The organism is Pseudomonas fakonensis (assembly GCF_019139895.1).
Lineage (GTDB): Bacteria > Pseudomonadota > Gammaproteobacteria > Pseudomonadales > Pseudomonadaceae > Aquipseudomonas > Aquipseudomonas fakonensis.
Genome location: NZ_CP077076.1, coordinates 4166183 through 4180226, shown reverse-complemented (window position 1 = coordinate 4180226; position 14044 = coordinate 4166183). Strand labels below are relative to the sequence as shown.

14 protein-coding genes are annotated in these 14044 nt (G+C 62.1%); 12 read left to right on the top strand and 2 right to left on the bottom strand.

Annotation, left to right across the window (positions count from 1 at the left end):
• Positions 1 to 206: 206 nt before the first annotated feature.
• Positions 207 to 1193 carry a LysR substrate-binding domain-containing protein gene (locus KSS94_RS18330; protein ID WP_217839494.1) on the bottom strand — a complete coding sequence of 329 codons (987 nt, stop codon included), beginning with the start codon at positions 1191 to 1193 and terminating at the stop codon, positions 207 to 209.
• Between the two features lie 291 nt (positions 1194 to 1484).
• On the opposite strand from KSS94_RS18330, the gene KSS94_RS27415 reads away from it, so the two are divergent.
• The 9 genes from KSS94_RS27415 (at position 1485) to KSS94_RS18285 (ending at position 9762) form a co-directional block, all read left to right on the top strand.
• Positions 1485 to 2348, top strand: coding sequence for a helix-turn-helix domain-containing protein (locus KSS94_RS27415; protein ID WP_217839493.1), 864 nt, complete (start codon positions 1485 to 1487; stop codon positions 2346 to 2348).
• Between the two features lie 33 nt (positions 2349 to 2381).
• Positions 2382 to 3725 (top strand): dimethylsulfonioproprionate lyase DddP, encoded by a 1344-nt coding sequence (dddP, locus tag KSS94_RS18320; protein ID WP_217839492.1) that lies wholly within the window; start codon positions 2382 to 2384, stop codon positions 3723 to 3725.
• 390 nt (positions 3726 to 4115) lie between these two features.
• Positions 4116 to 4436, top strand: a complete 321-nt coding sequence (locus tag KSS94_RS18315; protein ID WP_437180021.1) for a DUF4398 domain-containing protein — start codon at positions 4116 to 4118, stop codon at positions 4434 to 4436.
• Positions 4433 to 5242 carry an OmpA family protein gene (locus tag KSS94_RS18310; protein ID WP_217839490.1) on the top strand — a complete coding sequence of 270 codons (810 nt, stop codon included), beginning with the start codon at positions 4433 to 4435 and terminating at the stop codon, positions 5240 to 5242. The genes KSS94_RS18315 and KSS94_RS18310 overlap by 4 nt, the downstream gene beginning before the upstream one ends.
• 136 nt (positions 5243 to 5378) lie before the next feature.
• Complete coding sequence (locus KSS94_RS18305; protein WP_217839489.1) at positions 5379 to 6452, top strand: IS630 family transposase; 1074 nt, start codon at positions 5379 to 5381, stop codon at positions 6450 to 6452.
• Positions 6453 to 6794: 342 nt separating this feature from the next.
• Entirely contained in the window at positions 6795 to 8237 is a 1443-nt protein-coding gene (locus KSS94_RS18300) for an aminotransferase-like domain-containing protein (RefSeq protein WP_217839488.1), read from the top strand.
• A gap of 60 nt (positions 8238 to 8297) precedes the next feature.
• Positions 8298 to 8762: a hypothetical protein gene (locus KSS94_RS18295; protein WP_217839487.1), complete on the top strand. Its 465-nt coding sequence runs from the start codon at positions 8298 to 8300 to the stop codon at positions 8760 to 8762.
• Positions 8763 to 8869: 107 nt separating this feature from the next.
• Complete coding sequence (locus KSS94_RS18290; RefSeq protein WP_217839486.1) at positions 8870 to 9124, top strand: YkgJ family cysteine cluster protein; 255 nt, start codon at positions 8870 to 8872, stop codon at positions 9122 to 9124.
• Positions 9125 to 9156: 32 nt separating this feature from the next.
• Positions 9157 to 9762 carry an START domain-containing protein gene (locus KSS94_RS18285; RefSeq protein WP_217843623.1) on the top strand — a complete coding sequence of 202 codons (606 nt, stop codon included), beginning with the start codon at positions 9157 to 9159 and terminating at the stop codon, positions 9760 to 9762.
• 112 nt (positions 9763 to 9874) lie between these two features.
• Here the strand turns inward: KSS94_RS18285 and gltA are convergent, their stop codons facing one another.
• Positions 9875 to 11164, bottom strand: coding sequence for a citrate synthase (gltA, locus tag KSS94_RS18280; RefSeq protein ID WP_217839485.1), 1290 nt, complete (start codon positions 11162 to 11164; stop codon positions 9875 to 9877).
• A 352-nt stretch (positions 11165 to 11516) separates the two neighbouring features.
• Here gltA and sdhC point away from each other — a divergent pair, with 352 nt between their 5' ends.
• Genes sdhC through sdhA form a run of 3 tightly spaced genes read left to right on the top strand, consistent with a single transcriptional unit; the run spans position 11517 to position 14041 of the window.
• Positions 11517 to 11903 (top strand): succinate dehydrogenase, cytochrome b556 subunit, encoded by a 387-nt coding sequence (gene sdhC / locus KSS94_RS18275; RefSeq protein WP_217839484.1) that lies wholly within the window; start codon positions 11517 to 11519, stop codon positions 11901 to 11903.
• Entirely contained in the window at positions 11897 to 12265 is a 369-nt protein-coding gene (gene sdhD / locus KSS94_RS18270) for a succinate dehydrogenase, hydrophobic membrane anchor protein (RefSeq protein WP_217839483.1), read from the top strand. Before sdhC ends, sdhD begins: the two co-directional genes overlap by 7 nt.
• Positions 12266 to 12268: 3 nt before the next feature.
• On the top strand, positions 12269 to 14041 hold the full coding sequence (sdhA, locus tag KSS94_RS18265) for a succinate dehydrogenase flavoprotein subunit (protein ID WP_194790991.1): 1773 nt from the start codon (positions 12269 to 12271) through the stop codon (positions 14039 to 14041).
• The last annotated feature ends 3 nt before the right edge of the window (positions 14042 to 14044 follow it).

Here is a 14044-nt window from a genome sequence, read left to right as displayed (position 1 = left end):
GGTTTAACCTCTAATTGTTTTGTATAAGTGTTGTTTTCAAGGTGCAGAAGCCCGCTGGCGCAATGGCCAGTTTTATTCAAACTTCAGCAGGGTCTGGGCGAGGTCAGATAAAAACCTCAGGGCCGGTCATGGCGCTGAGGTAAAGAGTAGGGAAGGGGCGTGAAGTACAACAGCAACATTTAAGGTTATGAATTGATGAGCTGAGGTTATCTATCGGCGTTGTCGTCTTCCAGTGCTTCGCCTTCGAACTGCTCTGCCAGCCATTCGCGCAACTTGCAGCAACTGGGGTCGTGGCTGCGGGTTTCGTTGAAACTCAGGTAGTGCAGGGTATTGCGGTGTACCAGGCGCTCTTCTACCGGCCGTACCAGCAGCCCTTGTTCCACCAGCGGGGCGACCAGGTAGTGCCAGCCCAGGGCCACGCCCTGGTGGGCCAGGGTCAGTTGCAGCAGCACGTTGAAGTCGTTGGCGCTGAACAGCAGCGGTGCGTGGCTGGCGCGTTGGGCAAAATCGACCTCTTGATAGGCGAACCAGACCTTCCAGTCGACGTGCTCGGCCACCTGCGAGCGGCCGTAGGGGCTCAGGTTCAGCAGTGCGCTGTCACGGATGCCCTCGAGGGTCGCCACCTCGGGGTGCTGCGCCAGGTACTGCGGCGTGCACACCGGGTAGATCACGTCGCACATCAGCGGCTGGCTGTGGTAGCCGTCGCCGCCCTTGGCCATCTTGCAGATGATGATGTCCGGGCGCAGGCCGTTCTCCAAAGTGAGGAAGTTCTGCGTCACCACCAGGTCCAGGTCGATCTCCGGGTAGGCTTCGAAAAACGCCGGCAGCCGCGGCCCCAGCCAGAAGTTGGCGAACGCCGGCGAGCAGCACAGCGTCACCCGCTGTTTGGGCAACTCGCTGTTGCGTACGCGTTCGGCGGCCTGGGCAATATTGGTGAACGACAACTGCACCGCATCGAAGAAGATCGCCCCGGCGGCGGTCAGCTCCACCGCGCGCCCGGCGCGGCTGAACAGCTCGGCGCCCAGGTGCTCCTCCAGCTCGCGGATTTGCCGGCTGATGGCCGCCTGGGTCACGCACAGCGCCTCGGCGGCGCGGGTGAAGTTCTGGTAGCGGGCGGCGGCAACGAAGGCTTTCACTGCCCGCAGCGATGGCATCTTGATCAGTGTCTGATCCGGTTCGGTATGTTTGACCATAACAAGAGGTAATCAATAGACCTTATAAAATGTCGATTCTGGTGCCGTTGTAGCGGGCCATAGACTGTTGCTCAGGCAACAAGGCGGACACTTTCGAGACTATCCGAATTCAAGTGTTCAATGAAACCGCTTTGTTGCCGGCGTAGGCAGTTGATCGGGAGTCATTATAAAAGTGAGCCATATCGCCGATGTATTGGAGTTGCTGAGACAGTGCAGGGCGCAACAGGGCCTACGCGTTTCTCTGCTTCAACTGCTGCTTTATCTGGAGCCTGAGCTTGCGCGTGTCGCCCCATGAACCGCTCATTCAAAAGCACCCTCAAGACCAAGAACCTCACCTACCTTTCCCGTGGCAACCCGCAGCCAACTGGCGGTGTTGCCCAGCGGGTGGCCCTTGTGCTGCACGATGGCTTCTCGCTGATGGCGTTCTCGGCGGCCATGGACGCGCTGTGGACCGCCAACCACATCGCCAACACGCTGATCTTCGAGTTGCAGGTGGCCGGGGAGGGCGAGCGGGTGGCCAGTGACGTTGGCATCCACATCCCCGTGACCCAGCCCCTGGGCACTTTGCAGATGAGTGCGCTGGACTGCGTGCTGGTGTGCGAGCCCGAAGGGGTGCACCTGACCCGCCACCGTGGGCGGCGGCGCAACAGCCGGGCTTGCACCGCCGGGGTGGCGGACCTGATGCTCGGCCTGCTCGCCGTCAGTTGCGAGCCGCTGTTGCTCAAGGCCGTGCAGGAGATGCTGCTGTGGCGCCGCGGTGGCGAGCGCGAGCAGGCCTCGACCCTGACCCCGGTCATCGACCGGGTGCTGCCCACCTGCCTGCAGGCGGCCCTGGAACTGATGCGCACCCATGTGGAAGCGCCATTGGGCATGGAAACCATCGCCCGGCGCGTCGGGCAATCCCGGCGCCAGCTGGAGCGCGACTTCCGCCGCCATGTCGAGGCCTCACCGACACGCTACTACCTGGAGCTGCGCCTGACCCACGCCCGCCAGTTGCTGCTGCACACCGAAAAGTCGCTGACCGAGGTTTCCCTGGCCAGTGGCTTCGTCAGCACTGCGCATTTCTATCGGCGTTTTCGCGAGCTGTTCGCCCTGGCGCCGAAGGAATTTCGCCTGCGCGCCAGGCGTGCGGCCAATAGCCTCAACCCTGCCTGACCCATTACAACAACAGCGCAAGGATGACCGACCATGACTTCGCCTTACTCCATTGCCCCCGATGCCCGCCGTATCGACCCCGCCCGCCAGCGCGCTGCGAGGCTGAAGGCCGACGGATCGGCGGATGACAACGACCGTGTCGAAATCGGCCCGACACCGCTGGCCTTCGCCGAATGGGCCCGGCTGGGGCTGCAACCCCCGCATTTGCCGAGCATGCGTGCGTACCGCTTGCAACGGCTGGTACAACAGCTGGTGGCCCGCGACCTGGGCGGCATCCTGCTGTTCGACCCGTTGAACATCCGCTACGCCACCGACACCACCAACATGCAGTTGTGGACCGCGCACAACCCGGCCCGCGCCTGCTTCGTGTCGGCCAGCGGCCATGTGGTGTTGTGGGACTTCCATGGCTGCGGGCACCTGTCGGCGCACCTGCCGCTGGTCAGCGAGCTGCGCAGTGGCGCGTCGTTCTTCTACTTCGAGTCCGGCGAGCGAACCGAGGAGCATGCCGGCAAGTTCTGCGCCCAGGTGGACGAGTTGTTGCGCGTTCATGCTGGCAGCAACCGCCGTCTGGCAGTGGACCGCATCGAGGTGGCTGGCTTGCGTGCCCTGGATGCGTTGGGGGTACAGGTGTGCAACGGCCAGGAGGTGACCGAGTTCGCCCGGCTGATCAAGGGCCCGGACGAAATCCTCGCCATGCGCTGCGCGGTGGCCTCGTGCGAGGCGGCCATCGGCGAGATGCGCGAGGTTATGCGCGCCGGCGCCACCGAGAACGACGTATGGGCGGCGCTGCATGCGGGTAATATCCGCCGTGGCGGCGAGTGGATCGAAACCCGCATCCTGAGTTCGGGCCCGCGCACCAACCCCTGGTATCAGGAGTCCGGGCCTCGGGTGCTGGGGGATGGCGACCTGCTGTCGTTCGATACCGACCTGATCGGCGTGTACGGCTTCTGTGTGGACATGTCGCGCAGTTGGATCTGCGGTGACCGCGAGCCCACGGCTGAGCAGAAGCGTCTGTACCGCATCGCCCATGAGCACATCCACTACAACACCGCTCTGGTGCGCCCGGGCGTTGGCTTCAGCGAACTGACCCGCAGCGGCCACCGCCTGCCCGAGAGCTGCCGCGCCCAGCGCTATGGGGTGATGTTCCATGGGGTCGGGCTGTGCGATGAATACCCGAGCATCCGCTACCCGGAAGACCTTGAGTCCCATGGCTACGAAGGCGAGCTGCAGCCGGGCATGGCGCTGTGCGTCGAGGCCTATGTGGGGGAGGTGGGCGGGCGTGACGGTATCAAGCTGGAGAACCAGTTGCTGGTTACCGAAGCGGGCTGCGAGGTGCTGACTCACTACCCGTTCGAAGATAGCTTACTGCGCGGCTGATGCCCGTTGCAGGCCATGAAGCGTCCGTTTGCGGCGGTTTTGGCCTGCGCCTTGCGGGCATCATTCATCAACGCAGCAGATGATCTGTTTGATCGATGCTTCGTATAGCGAGCTGCACCGGTGCTGTTCTGACGGAGTTCGGCGCCTGTTATGGCCCCACCGCCGGCAAGCCGGCTCCTACAGGGACCACGCAATACCTGTAGGGGCCGGCTTGCCGGCGATGGGGGCAACACTTCCCCGCAGCCAGATACGCAAATCCCCGCCAACAAGGTTACTATTGCCGCTTTGCGCGCGAACCCTCTGCCATGAGCGTTCGTGGCTCTCACCCAGTCATCAGGCGTAAGAGGCTCAATCGGCTTGAATACACGTTTCTTAGCAATAGCCCTGGCCATGGCCGGCCTGGCGGGCTGTGCCAACGACCCCGCTCCCCAGGAGCAGATGCGCCTGTCCGAGCAGGCACTGGAGCAGGCCAAGGCGGTCGGCGCCAGTGAGCAGGTTCCTGAGTTCAAACTGGCCGAAGACAAGCTGGCCCGTGCCAAGGCCAACATGGCCGGCGAAAGCTACCGCGATGCCCGCATGCGCGCCGAGCAGGCCGAACTTGATGCCCGGCTGGCCGAGGCCCGGGTGCTGACGCAAAAGAGCGAAGAGCAGTTGCTGGTGGTGCAGTCGCGCATCAAGCGCCTGCGCAAGCAACTGGAGGTGCAGCCATGAGCCGCTTCAAGCCAATGGCTGCACTGGCCCTGATGGCCCTGGTCGGGTTGCAGGGGTGCGCCAGCCAGCGCAGCGAGTCGGCGCTGGATGACGCCACCGCCGCATTCCAGAAGGTCAAGGACGACTCCGACGTGCTGCGCAGCGCGCCGCGCGATGTGATCCGCGCCGGTGAGTCGCTGGGTCGGGCAGATCGTCTGGCTGGCTATATCGGCACCGGCAGCGATGTGCGCCACTATGCCTACCTGAGCCAGCGCTACAGCGAAATCGCCGCCGAGCATACGAAGCTTGCGCTGAATCAGGAGCGCCTGGCCAAGCTCGACCTTGAGCGCCAGCGCCTGCAGCTTGCACTGCGCGAGGCCAAGCTGGCCAGCGTGCAGCAGCAGGGCAAGGTGGTTGAAGCGCAAATCGCCGCGCTGGCCTCTGAGCAAAGCGATCGCGGCCTGGTGATGACCTTGGGCGATGTGCTGTTCGATACCAACCAGGCCGAGCTGAAAAGCTCCGCCAGCCGCACCGTGCTCAAGCTGGTGCAGTTCCTCCAGCTCAACCCGCGGCGCATCGTGCGCATCGAGGGCTACACCGACAGCACCGGCACCCCGGAAGACAACCTGCGCCTGTCCCGCGAGCGCGCCCAGTCGGTGGCCGACATGCTGGTCGACCTGGGGGTGAAGGAGTCGCGCATCGAAGTGCTCGGCTATGGCGACCAGTACCCGGTCGAGGCCAACGCCTCGGAGCGTGGCCGGGCGCAGAACCGTCGGGTCGAGATCGTCTTCTCGGACGAAAAAGGTAAGCTCTCGCTGGCGCGTTGAGGGCCAGCTCCTGCAGGCGACGCAAAACCCTGTAGGAGCCGGCTTGCCGGCGATGAGGCCCTAGTATGGTGTTTCAGAAATACCGCTGAAAATCTGAGCTAGGCTCTGTAGAAGCCAACTCTCCAAGGGCATCGACATGGGTCGACCAGCAACCGTCATTACCCTTTCCGAAACCGAAAAGTCAGAGCTGCTACGCCGCATCAAGCTCCGTAAAGGCGCTCAGGACGCTCGGCTGCGTGCGCAGATAATCCTAGCCTGTGCCGCAGGCGAGTCAGGCAATGACATCGCTCAGCGCTTGGGGACGAGCAAGGATGTAGTGTCACGGTGGCGTCAGCGCTTCTCAAAGTTGGGGCTTCTGGGGCTGAACGATGAACCGCGCTCTGGCCGGCCTCGCACCATTTCCGATGAGCAAGTTCAGCAAGTGGTAAACCAAGTGCTGCAAGGCAAGCCCGACGATTCCAGTCATTGGAGCACGCGACGGATGAGTCGTGAGACGGGCCTGTCTCCTGCAAGCGTGATGCGCATCTGGCACGCGTTCGGGATCAAGCCGCACTTGGAAAAGACCTTCAAGCTTTCCACTGATCCGTTGTTTGTCGACAAGGTTCACGACATCGTTGGGCTCTACTTGAACCCACCCGAACGAGCCTTGGTGTTGTGCGTTGATGAAAAGAGCCAGATCCAAGCGCTGAACCGCACACAGCCGGGACTACCGCTTTCCCCAGGTAACCCTGCAACCCGCACACATGACTACAAACGACACGGAACGACCTCGCTGTTCGCCGCCCTGGATGTGGCAACCGGTGAGGTGATTGGCCGACTCAAACGACAACATCGCAGTACTGAGTTCCTTGCCTTTCTAAGGGAGATCGATGTGTCAGTACCTGCCGATATGCCGATCCATCTGATCATGGACAATTACGCAACTCACAAGACCGACAAAGTCAGGGCGTGGCTTGCGGCGCGACCGCGCTACAACATTCACTTCACGCCGACCTCGGCATCTTGGTTGAATCTGGTTGAGCGGTTTTTCTCAACGCTGAGCGAGAAGTGGATCAAGCGGCAGGCACATGTCAGCGTTAAGGACCTGGAGGCGTCGATCGAGTATTACCTGGAAACCTACAACCAGAACCCGAAGCCATTTCGGTGGCACAAAAAGGCCGAGGACATCCTTGCCTCAGTCGCTCGCGCGGCGCGAGCGCTGGGCAAATGATTTTCAGCGGTATTTCTGAAACACCACACTAGGCTTTGTACGAAAAGTGCCTGCGCGACGATCATGCTGCGTTGAAAACAGGCTCGGAATGCTCATTTACAACCCGTAAACTCCGCTTCCTCGCCTGTTTTCGCCTTGCCTGACCGCCGCTCGGCGACTTTTCGTACAAACCCTTGCAGGTGCTACGTTGCGCTGGTCGGCTGTTCACCGTTTCGCTGTAACGCAACTGTATTGTTGACTAATCTGTGATCTGTCCCAGTACACTTTGCAACTGTTACGGTATTCTGGCCTGGCTGTAGGCCACACAAGAACAACGACCTGTCCGCGCTTCGAGACCACGCCATGACCAACCTGCTGCTGTACCAGCGCATTGCCCAGCAACTGGCCGATGACATCCGTCGTGGTGTCTACCAGCCAGGCGAGCGGGTGCCCTCGGTACGCAAGATGAGCGCCCAGCTCAATGTCAGCCACGCCACCGTGCTGCAGGCCTACGCCAACCTCGAGGACCAGGGGCTGATCCGCGCCCGCCCGCAGTCGGGCTACTACGTGCACCAAACCCCGGCACTGACTGCACAGACCCCGGACATCGCCCGGGTCGAGCGTCCGGGGCTGGTCACCCGGGCCAGCATCATCCAGCAGGTACTCACCGAGGCGCGGCGCGACGGGGTGTTCCCCTTTGGCGCGGCAGTGCCGCATGTCGACTACCTGCCGGTGCGGGCGTTGCACCAGCAGCTGGCCAAGGTTACCCGCTTTCACAGCCCGCGCGCATTCAGCTACATGTTCAGCCCGGGCTTCGAGCCGCTGCGCCGGCAGATCGCCATCCGCATGCGCGATGCCGGGGTGCTGGTGGACCCGCGCGAGGTGGTGGTCACCCATGGCTGCGTCGATGCCCTGCAGATGGCCCTGCGCGTGCTCACCCGCCCAGGCGACCTGATTGCTGCCGAGTCGCCGACCTACTATGGGTTGCTGCAACTGGCCGACCTGCTCGGCTTGAAGGTCATCGAGATCCCAAGCGACCCGTCCACCGGCATCAGCCTGGAGGCGTTGCAACTGGCGGCCAACCAGTGGTCGATCAAGGCCCTGGTGCTGACCGCGCGGCTGAGCAACCCGCTGGGTGGCACCATCCCCGAAGAGCGGCAGAAGCAGCTGCTGCGCCTGGCCTCGGACTTCGACATCCAGATCGTCGAGGACGATATCTACGGCGAGCTGATGTTCGAGCAGGGCCGCACCAAGGCGCTCAAGGCCTACGACCGGCTTGACCGGGTAATTTACTGCTCGAGCTTCTCCAAGACGCTATCGCCGGGGGTGCGGGTAGGCTGGATGATCGCCGGCCGCTACCAGGACGAGATCCAGCGCCTGCAGACCTTCACCACCCATTCGGCCTGCAGCGTCACGCAGATGGCCGTGGCGGCCTACCTGGAAAACGGCGGCTACGATCGCCACCTGCGTTACATCCGCCAGGAGTACCGCAAGAACCTCAGCGCCTACCAGTTGGCGGTGCAGCAGCACTTCCCCGAGGGCACCCAGATGACCCGCCCGACTGGCGGCTTCATCCTGTGGATCAGCCTGCCTGGGCGAGTGAACACCCAAGAGCTGCATGTGCGCGCGCTGGAGCAGGGCATCAGCATCGCACCCGGGCTGATCTTCAGTAACACCGAGCAGTTCAACCACTGCATTCGGCTCAACTGCGGTATTCCCTGGAGCAAGGAGGCCGAGCGCGCGGTGATTACCCTTGGCCTTCTGGCCCAGCAATTGTGCAGGGAGTCGACAGTCTCACTTTTGTAGGCTTGTCAGAAGGGCAGGGAACAGGGAGCATACGCGTTTTTAGACTCTGCCGCGGTTGCCATGAAAGCGTTACCCTCCCTAATCCTTGCCCTGTGTTTTGCGATGCCGGCCTTGCCCATGGGGCAGGCAATGGCAGCCGAGCCTGCGGCCAAGGTACAGGCCAAGCCAGCAGCCAAAGCGCAAGGCAAGCCTGCCGCGAAGGCGCCGGCCAAAGCCAAGCCAAAAGCCCAGGCCAAAGCCAAGGCAAGGCCGGCGAGCAAGGCGGTCGCCAAACCCTTGCCCAAGGCCAAGCTCGACCTGAGCCTGCCCAAGGGCATGGTCAACAAGCTCGAGCCGGACGTCGGCGACGCACCGGTGGTGCGCAAGCCGTTGCTGCCGTCGATGTTCCCCGCCAAGCCCGAGTCCGACAGCAGCCCGTTCCAGCTCAACGGCCGGCTGATCAGCAACGAGATGCAGCTGCAGATGCGCAACGACAGCCGTCGTGATGTGGAAGGCGCAGCCATCGATTTCGAATTCCGTAACTGACTGCCGGGTCACCGACGATTTCATCTGTCTGGCAATTTCAAACGTATGTTTGAGCGGTTAGTATCCAGGGACGTTCGTCCCGTTCTGCTTCTGGGAGTCCTGTGTTCATGAATTGCCGCGAGGGCTGTGGTGCCTGCTGCATCGCCCCGTCCATCAGTTCGCCGATCCCTGGCATGCCGCAGGGCAAGCCGGCCGGTGAACGCTGCCTGCAGCTCGATGTCGACAACCTGTGCATGCTGTTCGGCAAGCCCGAGCGGCCCAAGGTGTGCGGGGGCTTCAAGGCTGAGGTGGAGGTGTGTGGCAATGATCGGGACGAAGCCATCCGGATCATTGGTTGGCTGGAGCAGATGACGGCGGCGTGACAGGTTGGATCTTCGACAAAAGGAACAAGATGATGAGATCGATCAAGCGTATCGCCCTGCTATGTGGCCTGGGTGTGGTGCTGGCGCCGAGCGCCTGGGCCGAAAGCTGGCAGGTGGCCAAGGACGAGGAGGGCATCAAGGTGTCCTTGAGCGAAGTGGCCGGCTCCAAGTACAAGGCCTACCGCGGCGTGACGGTGATCAAGGCGCCGCTGGCCAAGGTCAAGGCGTTGCAAGAGGATGTGGCCGGCGCTTGCGCCTGGGTACACGAATGCAAGTCGCAAAAATTGCTCAAGCACGAAGGCGACCAGAGCTGGACCTACACCCAGTTCAACACGCCGTGGCCGGTGACCCCGCGTGATTCGGTGCTGCGCGTGACCACTGTGCAGGAGGCTGACGGCAGCGTGACTCGTACATTGAAGGAAGAGCCGACCTACCTGCCGGAGGAGAAGGGCTTTGTCCGGGTCGCCCAGGTGGAGGGGTTCTGGAAGCTGGTGCCCAAGGGCGACAGTACCGAGGTGACTTACCAGGTGCACACCGAGCCGGGTGGCAGCGTGCCGTCGTGGTTGGCCAACAAGTTCGTGGTGGATGCGCCGTTCAATACCCTGAAGAGCTTGCGCGAGCGGGCTGAAAAGAACTGACCGGCAGGCCCGGCCCTATCGCCGGCTTGCCGGCGATAGGGCCGGGCCCGCAAAGCCAATGAAAAAGCCCCGGCATCACTGCCGGGGCTTTTTCATTTCAGCGCCAGGGCGCTTACTTGCGGTCTTTCAGCTCGACGATATCGCGCTGTTGCTCGCCGGTGTACAGCTGGCGCGGGCGGCCGATCTTGTACGGGCCGGAGAGCATTTCCTTCCAGTGCGAGATCCAGCCCACGGTGCGTGCCAGGGCGAAGATCACGGTGAACATGCTGGTCGGGATGCCGATGGCCTTCAGGATGATGCCCGAATAGAAGTCGACGTTCGGGTACAGCGAGCGCTCGATGAAGTACGGATCGGTGAGGGCGATCTCTTCGAGGCGCATGGCCAGTTCCAACTGCGGGTCGTTCTTGATGCCCAGCTCGCCGAGCACTTCGTCGCAGGTCTGCTTCATCACGGTGGCGCGCGGGTCGCGGTTCTTGTACACGCGGTGACCGAAGCCCATGAGCTTGAACGGGTCGTTCTTGTCCTTGGCCTTGGCGATGTACTTGTCGATGTTCGACACGTCACCGATTTCATCGAGCATGGTCAGAACGGCTTCGTTCGCACCGCCGTGGGCCGGGCCCCAGAGTGCGGCGATACCGGCAGCGATACAGGCGAACGGGTTGGCACCCGAAGAGCCTGCCAGGCGCACGGTGGAGGTGGAGGCGTTCTGCTCGTGGTCGGCATGGAGGATGAAGATCCGGTCCATGGCCTTGGCCAGCGTCGGGCTGATCGGTTTGATCTCGCACGGGGTGTTGAACATCATGTGCAGGAAGTTCTCCGCGTACGACAGGTCGTTGCGCGGGTACATCATGGGCTGGCCCATGGAGTACTTGTAGACCATCGCCGCCAGGGTCGGCATTTTCGCGACCAGGCGAACCGCGGAGATTTCGCGGTGCTGCGGGTTATTGATGTCCAGGGAGTCGTGGTAGAACGCCGACAGGGCGCCAACCACACCGCACATCACCGCCATCGGGTGAGCGTCACGGCGGAAACCGTTGAAGAAGGACTTCAGCTGCTCGTGAACCATGGTGTGGTTTTTCACGGTGCTGACGAACTGGGCCTTCTGCTCGGCGTTCGGCAGTTCGCCGTTGAGCAGCAGGTAGCAGGTTTCGAGGTAGTCGGATTTCTCGGCGAGCTGTTCGATCGGGTAGCCGCGGTGCAGCAGGATGCCCTTGTCGCCGTCGATGTAGGTGATCTTCGACTCGCACGAGGCGGTCGCCATGAAGCCTGGGTCAAAGGTGAAATGACCGGATGCCCCCAACCCGCGGACGTCGATTACATCGGGACCAACGGTGCCGGTTAAAATGGGCAGCTCTACGGGGGCATTGCCCTCGATGACCAACTGCGCTTTTTTGTCAGCCATGTGGCCTCCTATTAATGCTTGAAATCATCAGACAGACCCCCCACGCAGGGCCCGCACCACTATAGAGGGATAAAAACGAATGTCAATTTGCCTAAAGGCTGGTTGAAACACCGCCTCAAGGCTGATTTTTCAAGAAATTGTCGCCCGTTTACGCCTTTTGTTCACTAAAGGCAATGCGCTATTCGGGCTAGCCCCTTGCGTTGTCATGAGCAACCTAACTGTCTATACTCGGCAGCCGACTCCCAGAGGCTTTCTTGCCTGACCCGCTGGGTGTCGTCGCTCTCCTGGGTGGTGGGTACCTGACCAGTACACTTACCAACAACTTTGCCCTGTTCGCTAGGGGCTCTTCAGTGTGAAAAAAGCCGTGAAAAGCCAACGACCTGTAAACCTAGACCTAAGGACCATCAAACTCCCGATCACCGCATACACGTCCATTCTTCACCGCGTTTCCGGCGTCATCCTGTTCCTCGGCCTTGCCATCATGCTTTACGCACTGGGCAAGTCGCTGGGTTCCGAGGAAGGCTTTGCCGAGGTGAAGGCGTGTCTGACCAGTCCGCTGGCCAAACTGGTGACCTGGGGCCTGCTGTCCGGCCTGCTGTACCACCTCGTCGCAGGTGTGCGCCACCTGATCATGGACATGGGTGTCGGTGAGACGCTGGAAGGCGGCAAGCTGGGCTCGAAAATCGTGATCGTCATCTCCGTGGTGCTGATCGTTCTGGCAGGAGTTTGGGTATGGTAACTAACGTCACGAACCTCTCGCGTTCGGGCCTCTATGACTGGATGGCACAGCGCGTGTCGGCGGTCGTTCTCGCGGCTTACTTCATCTTCCTGATCGGCTACCTCGCCGTTCACCCAGGCATCGACTACGCCCAGTGGCATGGTCTGTTCTCCAACAACGCGATGCGGATCTTCAGTCTGCTGGCACTTGTCGCACTGGGCGCTCACGCCTGGGTCGGCATGTGGACCATCGCCACCGACTACCTGACGCCGATGTCGTTCGGCAAGTCGGCGACTGCGATCCGTTTCCTGTTCCAGGCTGTATGCGGCGTTGCGATGTTCGCGTACTTCGTCTGGGGTGTGCAGATTCTCTGGGGTATCTGATTCATGGCTAACATTCCAACCATTTCGTTCGACGCCATCATCATCGGTGGCGGCGGCGCCGGCATGCGCGCTGCGCTGCAACTGGCTCAAGGCGGCCACAAGACCGCAGTAGTCACCAAGGTGTTCCCGACCCGTTCGCACACCGTTTCCGCCCAGGGCGGCATCACCTGCGCCATCGCTTCGGCCGACCCGAACGACGACTGGCGCTGGCACATGTACGATACCGTCAAGGGTTCCGACTACATCGGTGACCAGGACGCTATCGAATACATGTGTCAGGAAGGCCCGGCTGCGGTGTTCGAGCTGGACCACATGGGCCTGCCGTTCTCGCGTACCGAAACCGGCCGCATCTACCAGCGCCCGTTCGGTGGCCAGTCCAAGGACTTCGGCAAGGGTGGCCAGGCTGCCCGTACCTGCGCAGCTTCCGACCGTACCGGTCACGCGCTGCTGCACACCCTGTACCAGGGCAACCTGAAGGCAGGCACCACCTTCCTCAACGAGTACTACGCCGTTGACCTGGTGAAGAACCAGGACGGCGCTTTCGTCGGTGTGATCGCGATCTGCATCGAAACCGGCGAAACCATGTACATCAAGTCCAAGGCCACCGTACTGGCCACTGGCGGTGCCGGCCGTATCTACGCCTCCACCACCAACGCCCTGATCAATACCGGCGACGGTATCGGCATGGCCCTGCGTGCCGGCGTGCCGGTGCAGGACATCGAGATGTGGCAGTTCCACCCGACCGGCATCGCCGGCGCCGGTGTACTGGTCACCGAAGGTTGCCGCGGTGAAGGTGGTTACCTGATCAACGCCCACGGCGAGCGCTTCATGGAGCGTTACGCGCCGAACGCCAAAGACCTGGCCGGCCGCGACGTGGTTGCCCGTTCCATGGTCAAAGAGATCATCGCCGGCAACGGCGTGGGCCCGAACAAGGACCACGTACTGCTGAAGCTGGACCACCTGGGCGAGGAAGTGCTGCACAGCCGCCTGCCAGGCATTTGCGAGCTGTCCAAGACCTTCGCCCACGTCGACCCTGTGGTCGCGCCGGTACCGGTCGTGCCGACCTGCCACTACATGATGGGCGGCGTTGCCACCAACATCCATGGCCAGGCCATCACCATGGACGCCGAAGGCAAGGACCACATCATCCCGGGCCTGTTCGCCGTAGGCGAAGTGGCGTGCGTATCGGTTCACGGTGCCAACCGCCTGGGCGGCAACTCGCTGCTCGACCTGGTGGTGTTCGGCCGTGCTGCCGGCCTGCACCTGGAAAAAGCCCTGTCCGACGGCGTGGAATACCGCGACGCCAGCGACACCGATGTCGACGTTGCCCTGAACCGCCTGAACAAGCTCAACGAGCGTACCAGCGGCGAAGACGTTGCCAGCCTCAAGCGCGAGCTGCAAAGCTGCATGCAGAACTACTTCGGTGTGTTCCGTACCGGCGAATACATGCAGAAGGGTATCGAGCAACTGGCCGGCCTGCGTGACCGCATCGCCAACGTCAAGATCAACGACAAGTCCCAGGCCTTCAACACCGCGCGTATCGAAGCGCTGGAGCTGCAGAACCTGCTGGAAGTCGCCGAAGCTACCGCCATTGCGGCCGAAGCCCGTAAAGAGTCCCGCGGCGCCCACGCCCGTGAAGACTTCGAAGACCGTGACGACGAAAACTGGCTGTGCCACACCCTGTACTACCCGGGTGAGAAGCGCGTTGCCAAGCGCGGCGTCAACTTTGCGCCGAAGACAGTTCCTGCCTTCGAACCAAAAGTCCGGACTTACTAAGGG